The sequence below is a fragment of the Vibrio sp. 2096 genome (assembly GCF_033339595.1).
In the GTDB taxonomy this organism is placed as follows: Bacteria; Pseudomonadota; Gammaproteobacteria; order Enterobacterales; family Vibrionaceae; genus Vibrio; species Vibrio alginolyticus.
The window spans coordinates 1-19,299 of sequence record NZ_JAWOUX010000015.1 but is presented as its reverse complement, the minus strand read 5'-3'; the positions used below and the strand labels follow the sequence as shown (position 1 = coordinate 19,299).

At 47.0% G+C, this 19,299-nt stretch carries 22 protein-coding genes; 10 read left to right on the top strand and 12 right to left on the bottom strand.

What is annotated here, in order from left to right; translation table 11 throughout:
• Positions 1-29: 29 nt before the first annotated feature.
• From ccoG to R7Q41_RS20885, 3 genes are all read right to left on the bottom strand, one after another.
• Positions 30-1,451, bottom strand: a complete 1,422-nt coding sequence (gene ccoG, locus R7Q41_RS20895; RefSeq protein WP_033906581.1) for a cytochrome c oxidase accessory protein CcoG — start codon at positions 1,449-1,451, stop codon at positions 30-32.
• Between the two features lie 308 nt (positions 1,452-1,759).
• Positions 1,760-2,026, bottom strand: a complete 267-nt coding sequence (locus tag R7Q41_RS20890; RefSeq protein ID WP_033906580.1) for a YihD family protein — start codon at positions 2,024-2,026, stop codon at positions 1,760-1,762.
• A 166-nt stretch (positions 2,027-2,192) separates the two neighbouring features.
• Positions 2,193-2,360, bottom strand: coding sequence for a hypothetical protein (locus tag R7Q41_RS20885; protein WP_005379043.1), 168 nt, complete (start codon positions 2,358-2,360; stop codon positions 2,193-2,195).
• Positions 2,361-2,656: 296 nt separating this feature from the next.
• Here R7Q41_RS20885 and R7Q41_RS20880 point away from each other — a divergent pair, with 296 nt between their 5' ends.
• Positions 2,657-3,463: a sporulation protein gene (locus R7Q41_RS20880; RefSeq protein ID WP_005379045.1), complete on the top strand. Its 807-nt coding sequence runs from the start codon at positions 2,657-2,659 to the stop codon at positions 3,461-3,463.
• 70 nt (positions 3,464-3,533) lie between these two features.
• On the top strand, positions 3,534-4,187 hold the full coding sequence (gene trhA / locus R7Q41_RS20875) for a PAQR family membrane homeostasis protein TrhA (RefSeq protein ID WP_005386658.1): 654 nt from the start codon (positions 3,534-3,536) through the stop codon (positions 4,185-4,187).
• Positions 4,188-4,220: 33 nt separating this feature from the next.
• Here trhA and R7Q41_RS20870 read toward each other — a convergent pair whose 3' ends face one another.
• From R7Q41_RS20870 to def, 6 genes are all read right to left on the bottom strand, one after another.
• Positions 4,221-4,805: a DUF3157 family protein gene (locus R7Q41_RS20870; RefSeq protein ID WP_213971088.1), complete on the bottom strand. Its 585-nt coding sequence runs from the start codon at positions 4,803-4,805 to the stop codon at positions 4,221-4,223.
• 26 nt (positions 4,806-4,831) lie between these two features.
• Complete coding sequence (locus R7Q41_RS20865) at positions 4,832-6,277, bottom strand: TrkH family potassium uptake protein (protein WP_005386656.1); 1,446 nt, start codon at positions 6,275-6,277, stop codon at positions 4,832-4,834.
• Positions 6,278-6,286: 9 nt separating this feature from the next.
• Positions 6,287-7,663: a Trk system potassium transporter TrkA gene (gene trkA, locus R7Q41_RS20860; protein ID WP_005379062.1), complete on the bottom strand. Its 1,377-nt coding sequence runs from the start codon at positions 7,661-7,663 to the stop codon at positions 6,287-6,289.
• Positions 7,664-7,726: 63 nt separating this feature from the next.
• Positions 7,727-9,010 (bottom strand): 16S rRNA (cytosine(967)-C(5))-methyltransferase RsmB, encoded by a 1,284-nt coding sequence (gene rsmB / locus R7Q41_RS20855; RefSeq protein WP_318144650.1) that lies wholly within the window; start codon positions 9,008-9,010, stop codon positions 7,727-7,729.
• A gap of 80 nt (positions 9,011-9,090) precedes the next feature.
• Entirely contained in the window at positions 9,091-10,038 is a 948-nt protein-coding gene (gene fmt / locus R7Q41_RS20850; protein WP_318144649.1) for a methionyl-tRNA formyltransferase, read from the bottom strand.
• A 33-nt stretch (positions 10,039-10,071) separates the two neighbouring features.
• A complete protein-coding gene (def, locus tag R7Q41_RS20845; protein ID WP_005379068.1) occupies positions 10,072-10,590 on the bottom strand; it encodes a peptide deformylase in 519 nt (172 codons plus the stop codon).
• A gap of 138 nt (positions 10,591-10,728) precedes the next feature.
• Here def and R7Q41_RS20840 point away from each other — a divergent pair, with 138 nt between their 5' ends.
• From R7Q41_RS20840 to R7Q41_RS20825, 4 genes are all read left to right on the top strand, one after another.
• The gene (locus tag R7Q41_RS20840) at positions 10,729-11,823 is read left to right on the top strand and encodes a LysM peptidoglycan-binding domain-containing protein (protein ID WP_017635610.1); all 1,095 of its coding nucleotides are present in this window, start codon (positions 10,729-10,731) and stop codon (positions 11,821-11,823) included.
• Positions 11,807-12,916, top strand: a complete 1,110-nt coding sequence (dprA, locus tag R7Q41_RS20835) for a DNA-processing protein DprA (RefSeq protein WP_053350676.1) — start codon at positions 11,807-11,809, stop codon at positions 12,914-12,916. Before R7Q41_RS20840 ends, dprA begins: the two co-directional genes overlap by 17 nt.
• A 2-nt stretch (positions 12,917-12,918) precedes the next feature.
• Positions 12,919-13,398 carry a DUF494 family protein gene (locus R7Q41_RS20830; protein WP_005379074.1) on the top strand — a complete coding sequence of 160 codons (480 nt, stop codon included), beginning with the start codon at positions 12,919-12,921 and terminating at the stop codon, positions 13,396-13,398.
• 76 nt (positions 13,399-13,474) lie between these two features.
• Positions 13,475-14,044, top strand: a complete 570-nt coding sequence (locus R7Q41_RS20825) for a type I DNA topoisomerase (RefSeq protein WP_017821580.1) — start codon at positions 13,475-13,477, stop codon at positions 14,042-14,044.
• Positions 14,045-14,110: 66 nt separating this feature from the next.
• On the opposite strand, the gene R7Q41_RS20820 is transcribed toward R7Q41_RS20825, so the two are convergent.
• Positions 14,111-15,244, bottom strand: a complete 1,134-nt coding sequence (locus R7Q41_RS20820; RefSeq protein ID WP_238764915.1) for a 5-(carboxyamino)imidazole ribonucleotide synthase — start codon at positions 15,242-15,244, stop codon at positions 14,111-14,113.
• A 4-nt stretch (positions 15,245-15,248) separates the two neighbouring features.
• Entirely contained in the window at positions 15,249-15,734 is a 486-nt protein-coding gene (gene purE / locus R7Q41_RS20815; RefSeq protein WP_215810055.1) for a 5-(carboxyamino)imidazole ribonucleotide mutase, read from the bottom strand.
• 200 nt (positions 15,735-15,934) lie between these two features.
• Here purE and R7Q41_RS20810 point away from each other — a divergent pair, with 200 nt between their 5' ends.
• The 4 genes from R7Q41_RS20810 (at position 15,935) to R7Q41_RS20795 (ending at position 18,659) form a co-directional block, all read left to right on the top strand.
• Positions 15,935-16,492, top strand: coding sequence for an L-threonylcarbamoyladenylate synthase (locus R7Q41_RS20810; protein WP_005379084.1), 558 nt, complete (start codon positions 15,935-15,937; stop codon positions 16,490-16,492).
• 47 nt (positions 16,493-16,539) lie between these two features.
• The gene (gene hemF / locus R7Q41_RS20805) at positions 16,540-17,457 is read left to right on the top strand and encodes an oxygen-dependent coproporphyrinogen oxidase (RefSeq protein ID WP_065274969.1); all 918 of its coding nucleotides are present in this window, start codon (positions 16,540-16,542) and stop codon (positions 17,455-17,457) included.
• A 101-nt stretch (positions 17,458-17,558) separates the two neighbouring features.
• Positions 17,559-18,392 carry a shikimate dehydrogenase gene (aroE, locus tag R7Q41_RS20800; protein WP_033906569.1) on the top strand — a complete coding sequence of 278 codons (834 nt, stop codon included), beginning with the start codon at positions 17,559-17,561 and terminating at the stop codon, positions 18,390-18,392.
• A gap of 3 nt (positions 18,393-18,395) precedes the next feature.
• On the top strand, positions 18,396-18,659 hold the full coding sequence (locus R7Q41_RS20795) for a DUF1488 domain-containing protein (RefSeq protein ID WP_005379090.1): 264 nt from the start codon (positions 18,396-18,398) through the stop codon (positions 18,657-18,659).
• A gap of 7 nt (positions 18,660-18,666) precedes the next feature.
• On the opposite strand, the gene R7Q41_RS20790 is transcribed toward R7Q41_RS20795, so the two are convergent.
• Entirely contained in the window at positions 18,667-19,215 is a 549-nt protein-coding gene (locus R7Q41_RS20790) for a gamma carbonic anhydrase family protein (RefSeq protein WP_158157070.1), read from the bottom strand.
• Positions 19,216-19,299 lie beyond the last annotated feature (84 nt).

Below are 19,299 nucleotides of genomic sequence, written 5' to 3'. Positions count from 1 at the left end.
GCCTTTTTCCGTTAGTCACTGAAGTAGCGCTATAGTTTTTTAATAAAACGGCTTTCTACTTCAATAGTGAATTCGTTGCTCTTATCGGTGAGTATAAACTGAATTGTCGTAATCGCAGAGTTTAGCTTGTCAGGATCGGCACCAAGACTCATTGGCAGGTTTAATACCTCACCTGGCTGGACCTGAATTGTCTGCTTACCATACCAGCTTACATCGGATAGCCCTTCAACATCCAACGAGTACTCTTGCACTTGCTGAGTTTTGTTGATCACTTTGAGGGTGTAGGTGTTTTCTACTTCTCCCGAGCTATTAACGCGGAACAGTTGGTTACGGTCGCGAATAACACTCATGCCGGCTGGGTCTACCGCTGCAATTTGGGCAAAGAAAAGACCGACCATGACGAGTAGTACGGCACCATAGCCTAGCAGCTTCGGACGCATGACTTTGGTACTCTTACCCGATAAGCGATGTTCGGTGGTGTAACTAATTAGGCCTTTCTCGTAGCCCATGCGATCCATGGTGTTGTCACACGCATCAATACAGGCGCCACAGTTGATACATTCATACTGCAAGCCGTCACGAATATCGATACCTGTTGGGCACACCTGCACACACAAATCACAATCAATACAATCACCCAAACCAAGCTGCTTTGGATCGGCTTTACGCGGACGTGGGCCACGTTTTTCCCCACGTTTTGCATCGTAGCCAACGATGAAGGTGTCTTTATCAAACATGGCAGATTGGAAGCGCGCGTAAGGACACATGTGAATACACATGATGGAACGCATCCAACCAGCATTACCATAAGTACAAATGGCAAAGAACATTACCCAAAAGACGGGCCAGAAGTTGGCGTTAAAGGTGAAAAAGTCGATAACCAATTGCTTCATTGGTACGAAGTAGCCAACAAAAGTAAAACCAGTGGCGAGTGCAATGGCAAACCAAGCTATATGTTTGACGGTTTTACGCATCGCTAAATTCGCCGTCAGCTTATTGGAGTCTTGTTTACGGCGTTTATTGGCACTACCTTCGAGCTTCTCTTCAAACCAGATATACATGAAGGTCCAGACGGTTTGTGGGCAGAGATAGCCACACCAAACCCGACCTAAGAAGGTGGTAATAAAGAACAACCCAAACGCCGCGATCACAAACAGCAAGGCGAGTAGGGTAAGATCTTGTGGGTACAGGGTGGTACCGAAAAAGTTGAACTGCTGGTTGCCAATATCGAGCAAGATCGCTTGACGTTCACCGTAAGGAATCCACGGTATCAAAGCGAAGAGAAGTAGTAAGAACCAACCACCGTAACGACGTAGTTTCTGGTAAGTTCCTTTACTTTCGCGTACATAGATGCGATTACTTGGGTTAAACCGATCCCCGTTTCCTTTGTGGGTTTTGGGATTATAGGTTTTAGGAGTCACATCTTTGATATCGATCTTGTCCTGACTCATGCACTCATCCTTCTTAGGCTTTTATAATGTACGGCGTCATTTCTATTGATGTCGCTCGATGACATTGCTGCTCGTTCCGTCATAAAGATGACCGAACATAATTATTTTAGTAAATACTGATGAACGGCGATTATACAATCAATAACAATTCCGTTTCTTTAACGCAGTCAATGTTTAACAACAAAAATCAGTACAGTTAACCTGATAATTGGCTGAACAGTTATAACCAATTGTGGGACTAAAAACTTTGGTTATAAAAAAGCGACTCACAGAGAGAGTCGCTTAAAGAATACTGGCTGTTGAGCTGGTTATTTGATGATGCCACGAGCGCGTAGGATCGCCGTTTTAAAATCGTCCTCTTGGTCTTTTTTGAGTCCAGGGATCATTTCATCTTTGCTGCTATTACGCATTTTAAGGTGGTAGATCAGTACATCGTCGGTCAGATCTTCTAGCTTTCCTTCATAGCCTGCTTCTTTTGCCAGCTTAACGATGAACTGCAATAGGTTCAGCTCTTGCTCTTTATGCCATTCAGGCTCTAGTAGCTCAAGCAGCTCTTCAATGCGATGACACTTCATTTCTTTCTCCACAGAATTTATAGGTGTAATTAGCAGTAAAGGTACCAAATTGCTTTGCGAAGACCAAATAGGAAAAACTATCTCTTTCACTGTAGTTTGTTCTAAGTCTTTGAAGCTTTATGAGTCGCGTGCAAAGAAAAAAGCGCAGCTGGCGCCGCGCTTTTGATTAAGCTGCTTTGATAACTTTGGCCGGAACACTCGACATCATTGCTGTCTTCTCAACCAATGTCATTGCTGGCGCAACTTGCTTTGCCTTTGGTGCAGTAGTAAAGCCACTGCGGCGGCGCATTGCACTAGTATTAGTGTGTGCGAACCTGACTGTTGTTGGGCGCATTAATTTACCTAACTGTCAGGCATATCCATTGCCGATGTAATGGCCTGAATCATTATGAGCTAGGCTCCAACAAGATTGAAGAATCACTCTTCTGGCTCTCGCCAATCCAGTTAATGAGTCAGGAATACCGATATGCATGCATATCAAGTGTAAGATTAGCATCCTTGTAATAATTGGTCGATAGTTGAGCAATTGAATTGTTTAGATTTTGTCATTTTGTCGCGATGTTCGAGGCAATTTTTGTTTGATCCCACGATCAGCAGTAGTAGTATGAGATCTCGATGAAGGAGGTGCCTATGTCATTTTTGAAGAAGACACTTGCCAGTTTTGGGATTGGGAGCGCGAAGGTCGACTCAATCTTAAACCAAGACGTGCTATACCCAGGTCAAAGTGTGGATGTGTCGATCCATGTATATGGTGGTGCGACTGAACAAGCGATCGACAACATTGATTTAAAACTCTGTTGCCGCTACATCGCAGAAGCCCCTGATGACCGTGGTGCGCGAGAAGGACACAGCATGCGCCGAGTACCTCAAACTCATGTGCTTGCTAAGTGGAGTCTCCCTTACGCATTTACCATCCATTCCGGCGAAGAGCGTACCTTCGATGTTAAGCTCGATGTGCCTTGGAACACGCCTGTCACCATTGGTGATGCCAAAGTATGGTTAGAAACTGGCTTAGACGTTGCTGCTGCTTTGGATCCGACTGATAAAGACATCCTCACCGTCCGACCTGATCCACTGATGGATGCGGTACTATCTGCATTTGAAGCGCAAGGTTTACGAATTCGCCAGGTGGAATGCGAGGAAGTGAAAGGATTCGATCTACCATTTGTGCAAGAGTTTGAACTGGTGCCAACCGACGGACCTTACCACGGCGTGTGGCGCGAATTAGAATTTGTTGCCCACCGCAGTGAGCAAGAGCTCAAGTTGTGGTTTGAAGTTGACCGCACACGCAAGGGGCAAGGTGGCATGCTCGCGAGCTTACTGGGTAGTGGCAAACTCAAGCGAGAGCTGACCATCCCTGCCACGACTAAGCCAGATCAAGTTGGCGAACTGGTACTCAATTATCTCGATCAAACTACTGCCGTTCATGAGTCTTAATTTAAGCTTACACGTGTAAGCCTAATGTGCCATACTAGAGCAAATTTCAAACTCTAGTATAGGCGCATTGATGTCCGAACTGCAGAAACCTCAATACAGTCAACGTGAAGAACTGGCCAATACCATCACCCACGGTATAGGGATGATTTTTGGTATTGTTGGCTTGATACTGCTGTTAGTTAAAGCCATAGACCATCAAGCTGACACTTTAACGCTTACCAGTATGGCGATTTATGGTGCGAGTATTATCGTGCTATTTTTGGCCTCGACGCTCTATCATGCGATCCCTTATCCCAAAGCGAAACGTTGGCTAAAAACCTTCGACCACTGTGCTATTTATCTTTTGATAGCAGGCAGCTATACCCCTTTCTTGTTAGTCAGCTTAAGAACACCTCTAGCATTTGGGTTGATGATCGTTATTTGGAGCATTGCGTTGATCGGCATCATCATGAAAGTTGCGTTCGTCTATCGATTTAAAAAGCTTTCTTTGATGACGTACTTGGTGATGGGATGGTTATCGTTGATTGTGATTTATCAATTAGCTATTAACTTGGATGTCGGCGGACTTACACTGCTTGCCGCTGGTGGAATTGTGTATTCACTGGGGGTGATTTTCTACGTTGCGAAGCGCATTCCCTTTAACCATGCGATTTGGCACGGCTTTGTTTTGGCTGGCTGCGTGTGCCATTTCTTTGCTATTTATTACTTTGTTGAGCCTATCTAGCCGATAGGCTCAACAAAGAATATTAAACACGTATTAGCGAGTTTTTACCTCTAGCACTTTGGCAGAAAACTGGTATTGCTGTGATTGCGGTACAGCCAATTTAATGCTCTTACCTTGTTCCGCTTGCTGTGGTCGCAGGTAGGTATCCGCAATGCGCTTGATGGATTGCCAAACCGTCACGTTTTCTTTTGCCAGTTGCTGACCAGACATATCAAACACTTGCACCTCAACTTCCACTTGAATGACAGATTGAGAGCTTTGGTTAGTGATTGATGTAGGCAAAATAAGCTCACCGCTTTGATAGCTTGCTGAACCAATCAATACATCCACACCTGAATCTGATAGCTGCATGGTTGGCTTTTTGGCGTTTACCACCACGGTCGTGCCAACGGTTTTCGTTACCACAGGAATTGTCGCAATCGCAGGAGCTGCGATTGTTTCAACTACGCTTGCTGTTGTTTGTGTCTCCGTCGCTTGCTGCGCCGGTTTTTTCATGACGTACTCCCAGGTAAAGTCATCGTTCAACTTCACTTCTCGACCATCGGCTAAAGTGATGACCTCGGCGGCGTATGTGGATGAGGCGGCAAGTAGGGTCGCCAGAGTAATCCATGTTTTCATTGTTATACCTTTTAATTAGAGTCTGCTTAGCGGCGCCAAAACGCAGGAAAGAACAGTACAAGAATAGTCAGAATTTCCAAGCGGCCCATTAACATCCCAAAGCTTAAGAGCCATTTGGCAGTATCGGGCAGAGGCGCGAAGTTGCCTGTCGGGCCAATCACACTGCCCATACCAGGGCCAACATTGGCAACGGCGGTGATTGAGCCAGAAATACTGGTCACAGGGTCGAGGCCAAGAGCACTTAAACAACCCGCGATAAAGATAATGGTGATAAAAAACATCAAGCCAAATGCCACCACTGAGCGAACAATATCATCATTCACCGGTCGCTGGTTATAACGCTGTACAAACACCCCTGAAGGGTGAATCAACTTCATCATTTGTTTGTTTAGCAGCGTCATCGCAATTTGGAAGCGGAAGATTTTGATCCCGCCAGACGTTGATCCTGAGCATGCTCCCGCCATCATTAAGAATGCGAAAAGAGTAGTGGGTAATGCGCCCCATGCGGTGAAGTCTTCTAAGCCAAAGCCAGTTGTGGTGACGACAGAGACAATATTAAACATCGACACTCGCAGGGCATCCAAAATGGTGTACCCATCTCGAATCACTAACCAAGCTGAAATCACTAAGCTTGAGAATACGAACAGGTACGCAAATCCTCTAACTTGAGCGTCGTTAACCAACACATCAATACGGCGTTTACGTAACGCGGCGATAAAGAGCAAAAACGGCAAACCACCTAAGAACATAAAGGTAGTGGCCACCCAGTGTGCGCCATTAGAGAAGTGGTTCATTGACCCATCAGATGTAGAGTATCCACCCGTCGATAGCGTAGTAAAGGCATGGTTGATTGCTTCGAACAGGTTCATGCCAGTGACCAAGTAGCCCAAAATACATAAGCCCGTTAGCATTAAATAAACCGCTACGATGTTTTTGGCGACCGTTTTCGCTCTTGGACTACTTTTATCCGACCAATCTGATGATTCGGTTTGGAATAGCTTCATACCACCGACATTCAGCATAGGTAACACTGCTACCGCCATCACGATAAAACCAATGCCACCAAGCCATTGTAAAATAGAGCGCCACAGCAATATGCTCGGCGCCATGTTGTCTAGGCCACTGAGCACCGTTGAGCCCGTCGTGGTGATACCCGACATCGTTTCGAAGTAGGCGTCGGTGAAGCTGATGTGGTTGATAAACACAAATGGCAAGGCGGCAAACGCACTCGCGATGGTCCAAACCAAACTGGTGATGAGGAACATATCGCGTACGCTGAGTTTGAACTTGGCGGTTCGACCTATCGTTAGGCAGATGAAGGCGGCAAGGTGCGTGATCACAACGGCTTGGGCGAAATCGAGGAATCCCCCCGTACCGGTAAAGAAAGCGACCAAAGTCGGCACGTACATAAACAGGGCCAGTTTGGATAAAACCAGCCCGATAACAAACAGTACGGGACGTAAGTTGACCATAGGAAAATCCTAGAGGAAGAATGGACTCGGCTGGAATAGCGCTTCGACGTCTGATACGTATTTTTTGTTGACCAGGAACATCACCACATGGTCATCCTGCTCGATGACCGTACGGTCGTGGGCAATAAGAACTTCTTCGCCACGAACGATAGCACCAATGGTGGTCCCAGGTGGAAGCTTTATATCTCCAATCGCACGTCCAACCACTTTAGATGTACTTTCATCACCGTGAGCGACGGCTTCAATCGCTTCCGCAGCGCCGCGGCGAAGTGAGGACACGTTTACGATATCAGCGCGACGAACGTGCGTTAGCAAGGCTGAAATAGTGGCTTGCTGAGGTGAGATTGCTACATCAATTACGCCGCCTTGTACCAGGTCTACATAAGCGCCACGTTGGATCAGCACCATCACTTTTTTAGCGCCCATGCGTTTTGCCAACATTGCAGACATGATGTTGGTTTCATCTTCGTTGGTCAGCGCGATGAAAACGTCGACTTGGTCGATGTTCTCTTCCGAGAGAAGCTCTTGGTCTGCCGCATCACCGCAGAACACGATGGTGTTTTCTAGTTGCTCAGAGAGCTTTTCTGCACGCTGGTAGTTACGCTCAATCAGTTTCACGCTGTAAGTTTGCTCTAGGCGTTTTGCCAAGCTTGCGCCGATGTTACCCCCGCCAACAATCATGATGCGGCGGTACGGTTTTTCTAGACGCTGAAGCTCACTCATCACTGAGCGAATATGATTACTTGCTGCAACGAAGAACACTTCATCGTCGGCTTCAATGATGGTGGTGCCTTGTGGGCGAATCGGACGGCCTTGACGGAAAATCGCCGCCACACGAGTATCAATGTGCGGCATGTGCTCACGCAAAGCAGACAGCGCGTTACCCACCAACGGGCCACCATAGTAAGCTTTCACCGCCACTAGGCTGACTTTCTGTTCAGCAAAGCTCACCACTTGCAGCGCGCCTGGGTATTGGATCAGACGTTCGATGTAGCTCGTAACGAGTTCTTCTGGTGCGATAAGGTGATCAACAGGAATAGCACCAGATTTAAACAGGGCTTCTTTTTCGGCCAGATATTCTGGAGAGCGAATACGCGCAACGCGGTTTGGGGTATTGAATAGAGTGAACGCGACCTGACAGGCGGCCATGTTGGTTTCATCAGTGTTGGTTACTGCGACGAGCATATCGGCGTCTTGCGCGCCAGCTTCGTGTAGCACGTCTGGATGGCTCGCATGGCCATTGACCACACGTAGGTCGTATTTGTCCTGCAATTCACGCAGTCGGTCGGCATTATTGTCGACGATGGTGATGTCGTTGTTTTCACCCACTAGGTTTTCTGCCAGTGTGCCGCCAACCTGACCTGCACCAAGAATAATGATCTTCATACTCTTTTCTCGTATCTGAAAAAGGCGATTGAAATCACTTCAATCGCCCTATTTAGCATGCTGTTACGCGTGTGTTTTAGTTAGCACTGCGTAGTAGAAACCATCCATATCTTCTTCGCCTGGTAGAATTTGACGACCAGGCTGGTCGGGATCAGAATCCAGCAGTTGCGCATCCGCGGTACGTGCTAAAAACGCTTTTACTTGCTCCACGTTTTCTTGCGGTGTGATTGAACAAGTCGCGTAAACCATGGTGCCGCCGGGCTTCAGTTGCGTCCACATGGCATCAAAAATTTCACTTTGTAGCTCTGCTAATGCGGCGATGTCGTCTGCACGACGTAGCCATTTGATGTCTGGGTGACGACGAATCACGCCAGTCGCAGAACATGGGGCATCCAGCAAAATGCGATCAAATTGCTCGCCTTGCCACCATTCTTGTGGATTACGCGCATCACCGCAAACCACTTTTGCCTGAAGGTTGAGACGCTTCAGGTTTTCATGCACACGTTTCAAGCGTGTGTCGTCGCAGTCAATCGCGACCACTTCACTGCCCGACGTGCGCTCTAGAATGTGCGCCGTCTTGCCACCTGGCGCAGCACAGCAATCTAAAATCCGTTCGCCGTCTTGTGGTTTTAGGTAGTTGATCGAGAGCTGCGCCGCCGCATCTTGGACCGAAACCCAACCTTTTTCAAAACCAGGTAGCTTCATCACATCACATGGTGCGGCCAATTTTATGGCGTCCATTGCTTCTGTGTGTGGCGTGCTATCAATGTTTTCATTTTTGAGCAGCGCAAGGTATTCATCACGAGTGTGGTGTTGATGGTTCACACGCAGCCACATTGGTGCTTTTTGGTTGTTCGCTTCAACAATGCTTTCCCATTGCTTTGGGTAGGCCTCTTGCAGCAGTTTTAGTAACCAGCTTGGGTGACCGTACTTGCCAGCGTTGTTGCTGACGGCCATTTGGTCGAGTTCTTCTTGGTTGCGCTGGTAGTTACGCAATACAGCGTTAATCAAACCACGCAGACGAGGACCTTTCAGCTCTTTAGTGCCTTCAACCGTTTCACCGACAGCTGCGTGCGCAGGAATGCGCATGAAGCTCAGTTGGTAAATACCAACCAGAATTAGGTGATGGAATACACGTTGTTTGCCTTTTAGCGGCTTATCCATCAATTGGTTTGCGATCATTTCTAGGCGAGGTAGGTAACGTAGCGCACCGTAACAGATCTCTTGTAACAGAGCGTGGTCACGAGGTCGTACCGTTTGTTGAGCCGCTGGAAGAGCGCTTGAAAGTGAGTGGCCCTTGTCGACGACAAGATACAGGACGTTAGCAGCCGCAGCGCGAACATTCATGATGAGTACCTTAAAGTAAAGGAGGGCATCTCTGCCCTCTAAAAGTTCGTATAATTGGGGATAATAACCCCTAGTATGGCTTAAACCAGCAGAGTGCCAACTTCAAACCAAGCCGCACGCGAATTCAGAATATCCTGAACTGACATGGCTTTTTTGCCAGGAACTTGCAGTTGCTCTAGCACCAGTACGCCGTTGCCTGTCGCAACATAAATACCGGTTTTATCTGCTTGTACGATGGTGCCGGCTGGCTTGTCACTGGTTTGCTCTGCCACACGGCTTTGCCATACTTTGATGCTGTTTTCTACCGCCTCAAAGTGGCTCATTGGCCATGGGTTAAATGCACGAACGCAGCGCTCAATGTGCGCCGCATCGTCGTTCCAGTTGATGCGTGCTTCTTCTTTGCTGAGCTTTTTCGCGTAGTTCGCGAGCTCATCGTCTTGCTTCACTGGCACTGCTTTACCCGCAGCAATGTCTGCTAGGCAGTCAATCAGGGCTTCTGGGCCAAGCTCAGCCAATTTTTCGTACATTGAAGCGCTGGTATCTGTCGCTTCGATTGGCAGAGTTGCAATCTTCAGCATATCACCAGTGTCGAGACCGATGTCCATCTGCATGATGGTCACGCCAGTTTCTGCATCGCCCGCCCAAATAGAGCGTTGGATTGGAGCCGCACCACGCCAACGAGGTAGGATAGAACCATGTACGTTGATACAACCCAGTTTAGGGGTATCAAGAACCGCTTGTGGCAGCAGCATACCGTACGCCACGACAACCATGAGGTCGGCGTTCAGATCGGCAAGTTCTTGTTTGGCTTCGTCGGACTTAAAGCTTTCAGGTTGGTAAACCGGGATATTGTGTTCTAGCGCCAGTTGTTTTACCGGTGGCGCAGCCATTTTTTTGCCACGACCCGCTGGACGATCTGGGTTTGTGTAAACCGCGATGACTTCATGCTCCGAAGACAACAACGCCGCCAAGTGACGGGCGGCGAAATCCGGAGTACCTGCAAAGACAATTCGTAAAGACTGACTCAAGGTAGACTTCCTTCTAATTGGTATGGTTCGAGATTAAGCGTTTTGCTGCTTCTCGTTAAAGCGTTTGATTTTTGCTAGCTTGTCCTGAATGCGTTTGCGTTTCAGTGGCGATAGGTAATCCACGAACAGCTTACCTTGTAGGTGATCAAGCTCGTGTTGAACACAAATCGCTAGCAGGTCGTCGGCTTCAAAGGTGAACTCTTTGCCATCACGATCCAGTGCTTTAACGGTAACTTCTGCAGCGCGAGGCACAAGTGCGCGTGCACCTGGTACCGACAGACAGCCTTCTTCGATGCCATCTTCGCCACGCTTTTCCAGAATCTCAGGGTTGATTAGCACCATCGGCTCATCGCGAGTTTCTGAAATATCAATCACTACGATACGTTTGTGGATATCAACCTGCGTTGCAGCAAGGCCAATACCTTCTTCGTCGTACATGGTTTCAATCATGTCATCGACGATTTTTTGAATCTCAGGTGTCACCGCTTCAACAGGCTTTGCGACTGTGCGCAGGCGATCATCCGGGAATGTTAATACTTGTAATACAGACATATTCACTCGAAATATTGAACTGTGCCGAAACAGCACAAACCTTGTTGGCTCAATTCTAGACATTTTATAGCCTAAATGACAGCATCCTTGCACCAATTTCCATTCTGGTTCCTGCTTAATAGACCAAGGACGAGGGTCATGAATCGAATTTTCCGCAACGTTGCCAGTGTTACGTTGCCGTTACTTTTCTCTTTCAACGCTGTAGCAAATGTGGATGCAAACCCACTGACTGTTAAAGATGATGCGCCACAAACATATGTAGTCGTGAAGGGCGATACGCTATGGGATATTTCGGCCATGTACTTGGATAGCCCGTGGTTGTGGCCTCGTTTATGGCAAGTAAACCCGGAAATCGACAACCCTCATTTAATTTATCCCGGTGACAAGCTGTCTTTGGTGTGGATTAACGGTCAGCCCGTATTGAGCCTAAAACCGGTTAAGAAGCTGAGCCCGAAAGCACGTATCACGGAAAAGAAAGCGGTACCAACGGTCGCGGAAGGTTTGGTGATGCCTTACCTCAAATCGGATCGGTTGCTGGATCAAGATGCGTTGAACAGTGCAGCAAAAGTGATGGGTAGCAGCAAAGGCAGTAAGTATCTGACTGCAGAAGATGTGCTGTATATCAATGGTAATCAGACCGCGACAGGTTGGGCTATTTACCGACCAGTAGCTACCTTTTCGCGTGACGATGTGTCCGAAGAGATTACCGCGCTGCGTTTGATTGCCAAAGGCGAGCTCGTTGAAGCTTCGAGTGATTATTCAGGTTTGAAGCTTACATCGCAGATGCAAGAAATTCTACGTAACGATATCGCGTTGCCAAATCAATCGGTTGAGAATACTGACTTCACGACTACGTTCTACCCGCTGCCGTCGCCACAAGGCAGTTCGGCAAAGTTGCTAGGTAATATCGAAGGTATTCGCTTTAGTTCAACTAACCAAGTCGTGGTGATTGATAAAGGCACGTCAGACAATCTGAAGCAAGGCAGTGTGTTTGATTTAAAAGAAGACGCGCACCCAGTTTACAAAGACGGCGATGAGTTCAAGAAAGAGTTTGGCGTGCTTGATAAGAAAATTACTTTGCCTCAAAGCAAAGTTGGTGAGTTGCTGGTCATTCGTCCTTATGAGTACTTTAGCTTGGCACTGATCACTAACAGTACTAAACCCATTAACCAAGATATTTCGGTGGTGTCACCGTTGGCGGACGAATTAACCATCGATGAATCGACGAAATAACGATGATCTCGCTGCCTGGTTAAAACTGAGTTGTTTACCAGGCATTGGCGGCGTCAAAATGAATAAGCTACTGGCAAGAGACACGCCACGTAACATCGTAAACTTCTCTCCTGAACAGCTACAACAACTTGGGTTAACAACTAAGCAAATTCAAGCTTGGGCTTCAACAGATAAAGAAGTCGATGCTTGTTTAAGCTGGCTTGAGGCTTCTACAAATCATCATATCCTGACACTGACTGACCCGCGTTATCCACCTCAACTCAAACAAATCGTTGCACCGCCACCTCTACTTTTTGTTCAAGGAAACCCTACTTGTCTCTCTCAGCCACAAATCGCGATGGTTGGCAGTCGAAATGCGAGTATTGATGGATTACAGCATGCACGTCAGTTTGCTGCAGAGTTTGTTCAGCACGATTTTATTGTCACCAGTGGTCTCGCTTTAGGCATTGATGGTCATGCGCATGATGGTGCGTTGCAAGCGGGTGGTAAGACGATTGCGGTGCTAGGATCTGGCTTAGAAAATATTTATCCGGCACGTCATCGTGGTTTAGCGCAACGTGTTATTGAACATGGGGCCTTGGTGTCTGAGTTTCGGCCTAATGCCAAGCCGCGTCCAGAAAACTTCCCGCGTCGTAATCGTATTATTAGTGGATTATCGCTTGGTGTACTGGTCGTCGAGGCGGCGAAAAAGAGCGGCTCGTTAATTACAGCTCGTTACGCGCTTGAGCAAGGTCGAGAAGTATTTGCGCTGCCAGCGTCAATCAATGCCCCCAATGCCTGCGGTGGAAACCAGTTGATACGTCATGGCGCTTGCCTCGTAGAAAAGACGAAAGATGTCTTAGATGAAATACAGTCCTTGCTTGATTGGTCTATTAATCAGAGTACCGATTTATTTTCTACGTTAAATGATGAAGAAGAATTGCCATTTCCTCAGCTGTTAGCTAACGTAGGAAGTGAAGCTACACCGGTTGATATTCTTGCAAACAGGACCAATATACCTGTCCAAGAAGTCATGATGCAGCTCTTAGAGTTAGAACTCTCTGGGCATGTCGTTGCGGTTTCAGGTGGCTATATTCGAAAGGGGAGGGGCTAGCTATGATGATGGATATACTGATGTATCTATTCGAAACCTACATCCATAGCGATGCAGAGTTACAGGTCGAACAAGACGAGTTGGAAGAAGAGTTGCTTCGTGCAGGCTTCCAACAAAAAGATATCTACAAAGCCCTTGTCTGGTTAGAAGAGCTTGCCGCATTGCAGCAAAGTGACACCTCTTCTGCAATCTCGACTTGCATGGCTTCGTCATCAACTCGTATCTACACAGCGAAAGAGATGCAGCGTTTAGATTTGGAATGCCGAGGTTTTCTATTGTTTCTCGAGCAAATCAATGTGTTAACCACAGAAACTCGCGAAATGGTGATTGACCGAGTGATGGGATTAGAAACGAGTGAGTTTGAGCTTGAAGATCTCAAATGGATCATTCTGATGGTGCTGTTTAATGTGCCTGGCAACGAAAACGCTTACACGCTAATGGAAGAGCTGTTGTACACCAAGGAACAAGGGATTCTTCACTAACCATCTGGGCAAGTTCGAGTTTAACTAGAATAAACGCGAGCTTGTCTTTTTGTGTGTTTTTCACGAAACGGTAAGTATGAGTAGTAAAATCGACAACACCCTTTTCTCTGCCCATGAACACGCTTTGGAACACGAGCCGTGTCCAAAATGTGGTGGTGAGCTGACTCTCAAGCACGGAAAACATGGCCCATTTCTCGGCTGTAACCATTACCCAAGCTGTGATTACATTAAACCGCTACACAGCAATGATGGTCACATCGTGAAAGAGTTGGGTGTGCCTTGTCCTGAGTGTGGCAATGAGTTGGTTCTCCGCCAAGGGCGCTACGGTATGTTCGTTGGTTGTAGCCATTACCCGGCTTGTCATCATATTGAGTCGATTAATCAACCAGAGCCAGAGGCGCAGTCACAAGAGCAACACGCTTGCCCTGAATGTGGCAAAGGACATTTGGTTGAGCGTAAAACCCGATTTGGCAAAACATTCTACGCGTGTGACAACTACCCTAAATGCAAATTTGCTGTGAACCTTGCTCCGGTCAAGGGGCGATGCGAAGAATGTGGTTTTACTTTGTTGGTGGAGAAGAAACTCGCCAGTGGTGTGAAATTGCAATGTGCCAACCGTAAGTGCCAGCACACCCAACAAGGGTAAATACATCAAAGGAATTAAAAAGGGTCGCATCGTGCGACCCTTTTTTTATTTTTTTGCTGCCAAACGTTAGTGTTGAGGCTGTTTAGCGAACGCTTGCACGGCTGGGAAAGCTATTGGGTCTAAGATGTCTGCCAGAGCGCACAACCTACGGTGCAATTCTCCTGGGTAGTCGCCACACACGTTGATGTGTCCCATCTTGCGACCTGCACGTTTCTCTTTGCCATACCAATGAATGTGGCAACCATCCATTAATAACAATGCTTCTGGTAGTGTGTCTTCACCAAGAATATTAATCATTGAGGTTTCACGAACCAATTTCGTACTGCCTAATGGTAAGCCGCACACTGCGCGCAGATGGTTTTCAAACTGACACGTTTCTGCACCTTGCTGTGTCCAGTGACCAGAGTTGTGCACGCGTGGAGCAATCTCATTCACTAAAAGTGCCCCATCGACATCAAAGAACTCAAGCGCTAATACGCCAACGTAATCTAGGCTATCTGCGACTGCCGTGAACATTTGCTTTGCTTGTTCCTGTAACCCTGGCGCATCAATCGCAGTAGAAAGACTCAATACACCGTTGGTGTGGACGTTCTCTGCCAGAGGATACACTTCCACACTGCCATCTTTGCTTCGAGCACCAACCAGTGATACTTCGCGGTTAAAAGGAACAAACTCTTCAGCAACAATCGCTTGAGTTGGTGTTGCCGCGATGCACTCCGACATCTCAGTCCAAATGTCGTCGACTTGAGAAGCTTCTTTTAAGCGCCATTGGCCTTTACCATCGTAACCACCTAATGCACTTTTCAGAACCATTGGCATACCAACGTGTTCAATTGCGCGGTCAAAGTCTTCACGAGTTTCAATGACGTAGTATTTCGCGTTGCGCACGCCGGCATCATCAAGCAGTGCTTTTTCAATACGGCGATCACCACCTGCTTTGATGGCTTGCGTACTTGGTAGGAACTTGCCGCTCGCTTCGCAAACCTTGAGCACGTCATGTGGAATATGCTCGAACTCGGCAGTAATCACATCAACTTGCGTAATCGCATTTTCCAAGCCATGGCCAAGTACCTGTTGAGTTAAAGGGTGAACGACATCACCGCTGGTGACATCGTAAGCTGAAATTTGAATATTCAGTGGCGCACCAGCCAGAGACATCATACGAGCCAACTGACCCGCACCAAGAACCAGTACATGCATCTGATTAATCCTCTGCAGGGTTTGGATTTGCGAGAACTGTTTCCGTTTGCTCATTACGGAATGCTTCTACCTTCGCCATGATGTTTTCATCATGAGTGCCTAGGATTTGCGCTGCTAGGATACCGGCGTTTGCTGCGCCCGCTTCGCCAATCGCCAATGTACCAACCGCAATTCCCTTTGGCATCTGTACAATAGAAAGCAATGAATCCATACCTTTCAGTGCACGAGACTGAACGGGAACCCCAAGCACTGGCAAACTAGTAAACGCCGCCGCCATACCTGGTAGGTGGGCTGCACCACCTGCGCCTGCGATGATAACTTTGATGCCGCGTTCTTTTGCGCCACTAGCGTAGTCAGCCAGTAATTGAGGAGTTCGGTGTGCTGACACGACTTTTGTTTCGTAAGGCACGCCAAATTGATCTAGCATGTATGCTGCTAGTTTCATGGTTGGCCAATCGGATTTAGAACCCATGATGATACCGACTTTCATCTCAAACTCCTTTAAGCTGCAAAAAATTAGGTGAGCTATAAATTTGTGCGCATTATACGGGGATTTTTATCTCAAGCAAACGTTTGCGTCTTGTTGTTGGCGCTATTGATACATTTTATAAAAAAATTGCTTTAGTGTCTGAGAATGAATATTTGTACACTTAGTGAAAACAACACAGTCAAACAAATAGGAAGTAGTCGGTGGATAACTTTGAACAAGTGCTCAACGCACTCAAGCAAGGCGAAGTGATTGCCTATCCAACAGAAGGGGTTTTTGGTGTCGGATGTGATCCAGATAACCCAGAAGCAATTCAAAAGCTATTAGAGCTCAAGCAGCGTCCGGTAGAAAAAGGGCTGATTCTCATCGCGGCAAGTTATGATCAGCTCTTGCCTTATATTGATGAATCTCAGTTGACTGAAGAACAATTACAGACTGTTCATGCCACTTGGCCAGGCCCATACACTTGGATCATGCCAGCGAGCGATAAAGTATCCAACTGGGTTTCAGGGCAGTTTGATTCAATTGCGGTTCGTGTGACTGATCATCCTTTGGTGCAAAAAATGTGTAATGCATTCGGAAAGCCGTTAACCTCTACCAGCGCGAATCTTTCCGGCTTACCACCGTGTATGACCACGGAAGAAGTCGAAGAGCAGTTGGGGGATAAGCTGGTCGCCATTCTTCGTGGCGAGACCAGCGGTCGTGATAAACCCAGCGAGATTCGTGACGCCAAAACTTCACAAATATTAAGACAGGGTTAACCCTGCTAGCCAGCCATCATTAGGTTTCACGTAATAGGTAATAACGTATGTCAGCGATCGATAAGCACGCCGTAAAGCAGTTCTTGATGTCACTTCAGGACTCCATTTGTCAGCAGTTAGAACAAGAAGATGGAAAGGCCGTCTTTGTCGAAGATGCATGGCAACGTGAAAAAGGAGAGCGTCTGGGGGGCGGTGGTCGCTCACGTGTTTTGCGTGATGGCCTTGTTTTCGAGCAGGGAGGCGTGAACTTCTCGCATGTGGAAGGGAAAGAAATGCCAGCATCTGCGACAGCGCATCGCCCAGAGCTAGCGGGTCGTCGTTTTGAAGCCATGGGTGTTTCTTTGGTTATTCACCCTAAAAACCCTTATGTACCGACTTCACACGCCAATGTCCGCTTCTTTATTGCAGAAAAAGATGGCGAAGACCCAATTTGGTGGTTTGGTGGTGGTTTTGACCTAACGCCGTTCTATCCATTTGAAGAAGATTGCCAATCATGGCACGACACTGCAAAACTGCTTTGTGCGCCATTTGGTGACGATGTTTACCAAGAGCATAAAGCATGGTGTGACAAATACTTCTTCCTACCACATCGTAATGAAACTCGCGGTGTTGGCGGTTTGTTCTTTGATGATCTAAACCAGTGGGAATTTGATAAGTGTTTTGCTTACATCAAAGCAGTGGGTGAAGGCTATTGCCAGGCTTACTTGCCGATCGTTTCTCGTCGTAAAGAGATCGAGTATGGTGAGCGTGAGCGTGAATTCCAACTATATCGTCGCGGCCGTTACGTAGAGTTCAACTTAGTGTATGACCGTGGCACCTTATTTGGTTTACAAAGTGGTGGGCGTACTGAGTCGATTCTGATGTCAATGCCGCCGCTCGCTCGCTGGGAGTACTGCTACGAGCCAGAAGCGGGATCGCCAGAAGCTGAACTTTACGAGCGATACCTAACGCCACGAGAGTGGTAAGCACGGAATCTCCTTTTCTATATAGATAGATAGTGATAGGGTCATCTGTAATCAGGTGGCCCTGTTTTCTCTATATCTAAGTAAGGAACAAAGGTAAGGAAATGACCCAGCAAATCGATCGCTATGCCGTGTTTGGTAATCCTATCGGACACAGTAAGTCGCCATTCATTCACACCTTGTTTGCTCGTCAAACTAATCAATCTTTGGTGTACACCGCAGAAAGTGCACCTGTTGATGGTTTTATTGACGCGGCGAAGGTGTTTTTTGCTGAAGGTGGCAAGGGGTGCAACATCACTATGCCATTTAAAGAAGATGCTTATCAATTTGCTAGTCGATTGACAGAACGGGCTCAGTTAGCAGGCGCGGTAAATACCCTCAAGAAGTTAGACGATGGTGAAATCATCGGTGACAACACTGATGGTGCAGGTTTAGTGCAAGATCTGCTTCAGCATCAGGTTGTATTGGAAGGCGCGCGAATCCTAATTATTGGCGCTGGTGGTGCAGCTCGTGGTGTTATTAAGCCACTACTTGATCAAAAGCCGACCTCTTTAACCATTACCAACCGTACCTTTAGTAAAGCACAGGAGCTTGCAGAGCTGTTTGTCTCTCACGGTCCTATCCTCGCCAAAGAGATGGCAAGTATTGATGAAGAGTATGATGTCATCATTAACTCCACATCCGCTTCTCTAAGTGGTGAACTGCCGACTATTTCATCCTCCATCTTTGCCGCTAACAGTACAAGCTATGACATGATTTATGGCAAAGGGGTGACGAGCTTTAACTTATGGGCAAAAGATAATGGCGCCGCTCATGCGTATGATGGTCTTGGAATGTTAGTTGGGCAGGCTGCGGAAAGCTTTATGCTCTGGCGTGGCTTACGTCCTGGTGCCAAACAAATTCTCAGAGAACTAAGAAAGAACCTTGAAGGTCAATAAGCGATGAATCAATCCATCTTATTCCCAGATATTCAATCATGGGATGAAGTATCACAATCGGTAAACTTTTCGGCGCAACAATCAGGCGCACTAATAGAGTGCTTTGTGACGAAACAAAAGTTAGAAAAGCTCAGTGGTTCACTGATTGAAACTGAGCAAGCGGCAATTAAAGTGTTTACTGATTACCGATTCGACCTAGAAGAAATGGCTGAAGAGCTAATAGAAGATGAAGCCTTCAACGAAGAAGGCCATATCATCATCGGTTAACAGGGCTTTAGTTCAAGTCTTTTACTTCATTTAAGTAGTCGTTTTTGTTTTGCACATAGTTGTTGGCAGACTTTTGCAAGAAAGCTCGTTCTTTTTCTGATAGAGGGCGAGCTTGTTTTACTGGGCTTCCAACATATAAGTAGCCACTTTCTAATACTTTCCCAGGTGGCACTAAACTGCCTGCTCCGATCATCACCTCTGACTCAATTACAACAGCATCTAAAACAATAGCTCCCATACCAATCAAAACACGATCGTGGATCTCACAACCGTGCAGCATCACTTTGTGGCCAATCGTAACGTCATTACCAATAATCAATGGGTAGCCGTTTGGGTTTTCGGCGTTCTTATGGGTGACATGCAAAACACTGCCATCTTGAATATTCGTTCGATCACCAATGTGAATGTGGTTTACATCGCCTCGCGCTGCTACCAATGGCCAAATGCTAGAATCATCGCCAATTCGGATATCACCGACTAAAACAGAGGTTGGGTCAACGTAAACACGCTCACCAAGTTCAGGCTTTATACCTTTGTAGCTTCTCATTGAGCTCATCTTTTTTCCTTATTCAGGGCGATTACAGGGTGTATGGAGGTAGAATAGTAGTGAAAACTCGCCTTTTAGAATAAAAAACACCCA

Coding starts and splice junctions, on each gene's coding strand:
- ccoG (WP_033906581.1), bottom strand. CDS start 1,451: ATGAGTCAGGACAAGATCGATATCAAAGATGTGACTCCTAAAACCTAT.
- R7Q41_RS20890 (WP_033906580.1), bottom strand. CDS start 2,026: ATGAAGTGTCATCGCATTGAAGAGCTGCTTGAGCTACTAGAGCCTGAA.
- R7Q41_RS20885 (WP_005379043.1), bottom strand. CDS start 2,360: ATGCGCCCAACAACAGTCAGGTTCGCACACACTAATACTAGTGCAATG.
- R7Q41_RS20880 (WP_005379045.1), top strand. CDS start 2,657: ATGTCATTTTTGAAGAAGACACTTGCCAGTTTTGGGATTGGGAGCGCG.
- trhA (WP_005386658.1), top strand. CDS start 3,534: ATGTCCGAACTGCAGAAACCTCAATACAGTCAACGTGAAGAACTGGCC.
- R7Q41_RS20870 (WP_213971088.1), bottom strand. CDS start 4,805: ATGAAAACATGGATTACTCTGGCGACCCTACTTGCCGCCTCATCCACA.
- R7Q41_RS20865 (WP_005386656.1), bottom strand. CDS start 6,277: ATGGTCAACTTACGTCCCGTACTGTTTGTTATCGGGCTGGTTTTATCC.
- trkA (WP_005379062.1), bottom strand. CDS start 7,663: ATGAAGATCATTATTCTTGGTGCAGGTCAGGTTGGCGGCACACTGGCA.
- rsmB (WP_318144650.1), bottom strand. CDS start 9,010: ATGAATGTTCGCGCTGCGGCTGCTAACGTCCTGTATCTTGTCGTCGAC.
- def (WP_005379068.1), bottom strand. CDS start 10,590: ATGTCTGTATTACAAGTATTAACATTCCCGGATGATCGCCTGCGCACA.
- R7Q41_RS20840 (WP_017635610.1), top strand. CDS start 10,729: ATGAATCGAATTTTCCGCAACGTTGCCAGTGTTACGTTGCCGTTACTT.
- dprA (WP_053350676.1), top strand. CDS start 11,807: ATGAATCGACGAAATAACGATGATCTCGCTGCCTGGTTAAAACTGAGT.
- R7Q41_RS20830 (WP_005379074.1), top strand. CDS start 12,919: ATGATGATGGATATACTGATGTATCTATTCGAAACCTACATCCATAGC.
- R7Q41_RS20825 (WP_017821580.1), top strand. CDS start 13,475: ATGAGTAGTAAAATCGACAACACCCTTTTCTCTGCCCATGAACACGCT.
- R7Q41_RS20820 (WP_238764915.1), bottom strand. CDS start 15,244: ATGCATGTACTGGTTCTTGGTGCGGGTCAGTTGGCTCGTATGATGTCT.
- purE (WP_215810055.1), bottom strand. CDS start 15,734: ATGAAAGTCGGTATCATCATGGGTTCTAAATCCGATTGGCCAACCATG.
- hemF (WP_065274969.1), top strand. CDS start 16,540: ATGTCAGCGATCGATAAGCACGCCGTAAAGCAGTTCTTGATGTCACTT.
- aroE (WP_033906569.1), top strand. CDS start 17,559: ATGACCCAGCAAATCGATCGCTATGCCGTGTTTGGTAATCCTATCGGA.
- R7Q41_RS20795 (WP_005379090.1), top strand. CDS start 18,396: ATGAATCAATCCATCTTATTCCCAGATATTCAATCATGGGATGAAGTA.
- R7Q41_RS20790 (WP_158157070.1), bottom strand. CDS start 19,215: ATGAGCTCAATGAGAAGCTACAAAGGTATAAAGCCTGAACTTGGTGAG.